Origin of the sequence: Buttiauxella sp. S19-1, assembly GCF_022134725.1 — a bacterium.
GTDB classification, from domain to species: domain Bacteria; phylum Pseudomonadota; class Gammaproteobacteria; order Enterobacterales; family Enterobacteriaceae; genus Buttiauxella; species Buttiauxella ferragutiae.
In genome coordinates this window covers 1-5212 of sequence record NZ_JAHWLU010000190.1, presented here as the reverse complement: position 1 = coordinate 5212, position 5212 = coordinate 1, and the positions used below count along the sequence as shown (strand labels likewise).

The window sequence follows — 5212 nt, the reverse complement described above, 5'->3', positions numbered from 1 at the left end:
TAACTCACTGCTCTTTAACAATTTATCAGACAATCTGTGTGGGCACTCGCAGGATTGATATCTCAGATACCTTCGGGTATCAAAAAAATATCAAGTCTTGAAGAGTGACCAAGCAGTAATTCATTTAAGTGAATTATTACGAAAGTTAATTTTTGAGCACCGCTTCACGAGTTGAAGCAAATCAAGCTTTTAATTGAAGAGTTTGATCATGGCTCAGATTGAACGCTGGCGGCAGGCCTAACACATGCAAGTCGAGCGGTAGCACAGGGAGCTTGCTCCTGGGTGACGAGCGGCGGACGGGTGAGTAATGTCTGGGAAACTGCCTGATGGAGGGGGATAACTACTGGAAACGGTAGCTAATACCGCATAACGTCTTCGGACCAAAGAGGGGGACCTTCGGGCCTCTTGCCATCAGATGTGCCCAGATGGGATTAGCTAGTAGGTGAGGTAATGGCTCACCTAGGCGACGATCCCTAGCTGGTCTGAGAGGATGACCAGCCACACTGGAACTGAGACACGGTCCAGACTCCTACGGGAGGCAGCAGTGGGGAATATTGCACAATGGGCGCAAGCCTGATGCAGCCATGCCGCGTGTATGAAGAAGGCCTTCGGGTTGTAAAGTACTTTCAGCGAGGAGGAAGGCATTGTGGTTAATAACCGCAGTGATTGACGTTACTCGCAGAAGAAGCACCGGCTAACTCCGTGCCAGCAGCCGCGGTAATACGGAGGGTGCAAGCGTTAATCGGAATTACTGGGCGTAAAGCGCACGCAGGCGGTCTGTCAAGTCGGATGTGAAATCCCCGGGCTCAACCTGGGAACTGCATTCGAAACTGGCAGGCTAGAGTCTTGTAGAGGGGGGTAGAATTCCAGGTGTAGCGGTGAAATGCGTAGAGATCTGGAGGAATACCGGTGGCGAAGGCGGCCCCCTGGACAAAGACTGACGCTCAGGTGCGAAAGCGTGGGGAGCAAACAGGATTAGATACCCTGGTAGTCCACGCCGTAAACGATGTCGACTTGGAGGTTGTTCCCTTGAGGAGTGGCTTCCGGAGCTAACGCGTTAAGTCGACCGCCTGGGGAGTACGGCCGCAAGGTTAAAACTCAAATGAATTGACGGGGGCCCGCACAAGCGGTGGAGCATGTGGTTTAATTCGATGCAACGCGAAGAACCTTACCTACTCTTGACATCCACAGAATTCGGCAGAGATGCCTTAGTGCCTTCGGGAACTGTGAGACAGGTGCTGCATGGCTGTCGTCAGCTCGTGTTGTGAAATGTTGGGTTAAGTCCCGCAACGAGCGCAACCCTTATCCTTTGTTGCCAGCGGTTCGGCCGGGAACTCAAAGGAGACTGCCAGTGATAAACTGGAGGAAGGTGGGGATGACGTCAAGTCATCATGGCCCTTACGAGTAGGGCTACACACGTGCTACAATGGCGCATACAAAGAGAAGCGACCTCGCGAGAGCAAGCGGACCTCATAAAGTGCGTCGTAGTCCGGATCGGAGTCTGCAACTCGACTCCGTGAAGTCGGAATCGCTAGTAATCGTAGATCAGAATGCTACGGTGAATACGTTCCCGGGCCTTGTACACACCGCCCGTCACACCATGGGAGTGGGTTGCAAAAGAAGTAGGTAGCTTAACCTTCGGGAGGGCGCTTACCACTTTGTGATTCATGACTGGGGTGAAGTCGTAACAAGGTAACCGTAGGGGAACCTGCGGTTGGATCACCTCCTTACCTAATAGATACGAACTTGCGTAGTGCTCACACAGATTGTCTGATAGAAAACGAGCAGTAAAACCTTATAGGCTTGTAGCTCAGGTGGTTAGAGCGCACCCCTGATAAGGGTGAGGTCGGTGGTTCAAGTCCACTCAGGCCTACCAAACTTCTCTCCATGCTGTGTTGCGACCCCGCTCACATACTTTAGTATGCTTCGCGGTGACGCGCCTTGCCTGATGAGAAGTTAAAGGTAAATCAAAGGTTTTACGAAATCGATGGGGCTATAGCTCAGCTGGGAGAGCGCCTGCCTTGCACGCAGGAGGTCAGCGGTTCGATCCCGCTTAGCTCCACCATCATTTCATGCTCACCCAATACTTCTAAGTGTACTGTTTAACAGTGTGCTGAGAAGTATTTGCTCTTTAAAAATCCGGAACAAGCTGAAAATTGAAACGACACACTGTTTCCTTTCTCCGTAATAAGAAAGGAAAATGCGGTGTGTTCGAGTCTCTCAAATTTTCGCAACATCGATTGTGTCTTACGAGACATCTTCGGGTTGTGAGGTTAAGCGACTAAGCGTACACGGTGGATGCCCTGGCAGTCAGAGGCGATGAAGGACGTGCTAATCTGCGATAAGCGTCGGTAAGGTGATATGAACCGTTATAACCGACGATTTCCGAATGGGGAAACCCAGTGCAATTCGTTGCACTATCGTTAAGTGAATACATAGCTTAACGAAGCGAACCGGGGGAACTGAAACATCTAAGTACCCCGAGGAAAAGAAATCAACCGAGATTCCCCCAGTAGCGGCGAGCGAACGGGGAGCAGCCCAGAGTCTGAATCAGTTTGTGTATTAGTGGAAGCGTCTGGAAAGTCGCAGGGTACAGGGTGATACTCCCGTACACAAAAATGCACATGCTGTGAACTCGAAGAGTAGGGCGGGACACGTGGTATCCTGTCTGAATATGGGGGGACCATCCTCCAAGGCTAAATACTCCTGACTGACCGATAGTGAACCAGTACCGTGAGGGAAAGGCGAAAAGAACCCCGGCGAGGGGAGTGAAACAGAACCTGAAACCGTGTACGTACAAGCAGTGGGAGCCTCTTTTATGGGGTGACTGCGTACCTTTTGTATAATGGGTCAGCGACTTATATTCTGTAGCAAGGTTAACCGTATAGGGGAGCCGCAGGGAAACCGAGTCTTAACTGGGCGTTAAGTTGCAGGGTATAGACCCGAAACCCGGTGATCTAGCCATGGGCAGGTTGAAGGTTGGGTAACACTAACTGGAGGACCGAACCGACTAATGTTGAAAAATTAGCGGATGACTTGTGGCTGGGGGTGAAAGGCCAATCAAACCGGGAGATAGCTGGTTCTCCCCGAAAGCTATTTAGGTAGCGCCTCGTGAACTCATCTTCGGGGGTAGAGCACTGTTTCGGCTAGGGGGCCATCCCGGCTTACCAACCCGATGCAAACTCCGAATACCGAAGAATGTTATCACGGGAGACACACGGCGGGTGCTAACGTCCGTCGTGAAGAGGGAAACAACCCAGACCGCCAGCTAAGGTCCCAAAGTCATGGTTAAGTGGGAAACGATGTGGGAAGGCACAGACAGCCAGGATGTTGGCTTAGAAGCAGCCATCATTTAAAGAAAGCGTAATAGCTCACTGGTCGAGTCGGCCTGCGCGGAAGATGTAACGGGGCTAAACCATGCACCGAAGCTGCGGCAGCGACACTTATGTGTTGTTGGGTAGGGGAGCGTTCTGTAAGCCGTTGAAGCTGGACTGTGAGGTCTGGTGGAGGTATCAGAAGTGCGAATGCTGACATAAGTAACGATAAAGCGGGTGAAAAACCCGCTCGCCGGAAGACCAAGGGTTCCTGTCCAACGTTAATCGGGGCAGGGTGAGTCGACCCCTAAGGCGAGGCCGAAAGGCGTAGTCGATGGGAAACAGGTTAATATTCCTGTACTCGGTGTTACTGCGAAGGGGGGACGGAGAGGGCTATGTTAGCCGGGCGACGGTTGTCCCGGTTTAAGCATGTAGGCGGAGAGTTTAGGTAAATCCGGACTCTTATTCAACGCTGAGGTGTGATGACGAGGTACTACGGTACTGAAGTAACAAATGCCGCACTTCCAGGAAAAGCCTCTAAGCATCAGGTAACATCAAATCGTACCCCAAACCGACACAGGTGGTCAGGTAGAGAATACCAAGGCGCTTGAGAGAACTCGGGTGAAGGAACTAGGCAAAATGGTGCCGTAACTTCGGGAGAAGGCACGCTGTCGGTAGGTGAAGCGATTTACTCGTGGAGCTGAAGGCAGTCGAAGATACCAGCTGGCTGCAACTGTTTATTAAAAACACAGCACTGTGCAAACACGAAAGTGGACGTATACGGTGTGACGCCTGCCCGGTGCCGGAAGGTTAATTGATGGGGTTAAGCGCAAGCTGAAGCTCTTGATCGAAGCCCCGGTAAACGGCGGCCGTAACTATAACGGTCCTAAGGTAGCGAAATTCCTTGTCGGGTAAGTTCCGACCTGCACGAATGGCGTAATGATGGCCAGGCTGTCTCCACCCGAGACTCAGTGAAATTGAAATCGCTGTGAAGATGCAGTGTACCCGCGGCAAGACGGAAAGACCCCGTGAACCTTTACTATAGCTTGACACTGAACACTGGTCCTTGATGTGTAGGATAGGTGGGAGGCTTTGAAGCGAGGACGCCAGTTCTTGTGGAGCCAACCTTGAAATACCACCCTTTAATGGCTGGTGTTCTAACGTAGACCCCTAATCGGGGTTGCGGACAGTGTCTGGTGGGTAGTTTGACTGGGGCGGTCTCCTCCTAAAGCGTAACGGAGGAGCACGAAGGTTAGCTAATCACGGTCGGACATCGTGAGGTTAGTGCAAAGGCATAAGCTAGCTTGACTGCGAGAGTGACGGCTCGAGCAGGTGCGAAAGCAGGTCTTAGTGATCCGGTGGTTCTGAATGGAAGGGCCATCGCTCAACGGATAAAAGGTACTCCGGGGATAACAGGCTGATACCGCCCAAGAGTTCATATCGACGGCGGTGTTTGGCACCTCGATGTCGGCTCATCACATCCTGGGGCTGAAGTAGGTCCCAAGGGTATGGCTGTTCGCCATTTAAAGTGGTACGCGAGCTGGGTTTAGAACGTCGTGAGACAGTTCGGTCCCTATCTGCCGTGGGCGCTGGAGAATTGAGGGGGGCTGCTCCTAGTACGAGAGGACCGGAGTGGACGCATCACTGGTGTTCGGGTTGTCATGCCAATGGCATTGCCCGGTAGCTAAATGCGGAAAAGATAAGCGCTGAAAGCATCTAAGCGCGAAACTTGCCCCGAGATGAGTTCTCCCTGACCCTTTAAGGGTCCTGAAGGAACGTTGAAGACTACGACGTTGATAGGCTGGGTGTGTAAGCGTAGCGATACGTTGAGCTAACCAGTACTAATGATCCGTGAGGCTTAACCTTACAACACCGAAGGTGTTTTGGTTGAGAGACTA

Annotated in this window: 2 tRNA genes and 2 rRNA genes; all 4 read left to right on the top strand. The window is 51.9% G+C overall.

Annotated elements, in window-relative coordinates:
* Positions 1–190: 190 nt before the first annotated feature.
* The 4 genes from MES37_RS23360 (at position 191) to MES37_RS23345 (ending at position 5180) form a co-directional block, all read left to right on the top strand.
* Positions 191–1730, top strand: a 16S ribosomal RNA gene (locus MES37_RS23360).
* 69 nt (positions 1731–1799) lie between these two features.
* Positions 1800–1876, top strand: a tRNA-Ile gene (locus MES37_RS23355).
* Between the two features lie 113 nt (positions 1877–1989).
* Positions 1990–2065 (top strand) — tRNA-Ala (locus MES37_RS23350).
* Between the two features lie 206 nt (positions 2066–2271).
* A 23S ribosomal RNA gene (locus MES37_RS23345) occupies positions 2272–5180 on the top strand.
* The 16S and 23S rRNA genes sit together here with 2 tRNA genes alongside, the layout of an rRNA operon.
* Positions 5181–5212: the final 32 nt, after the last annotated feature.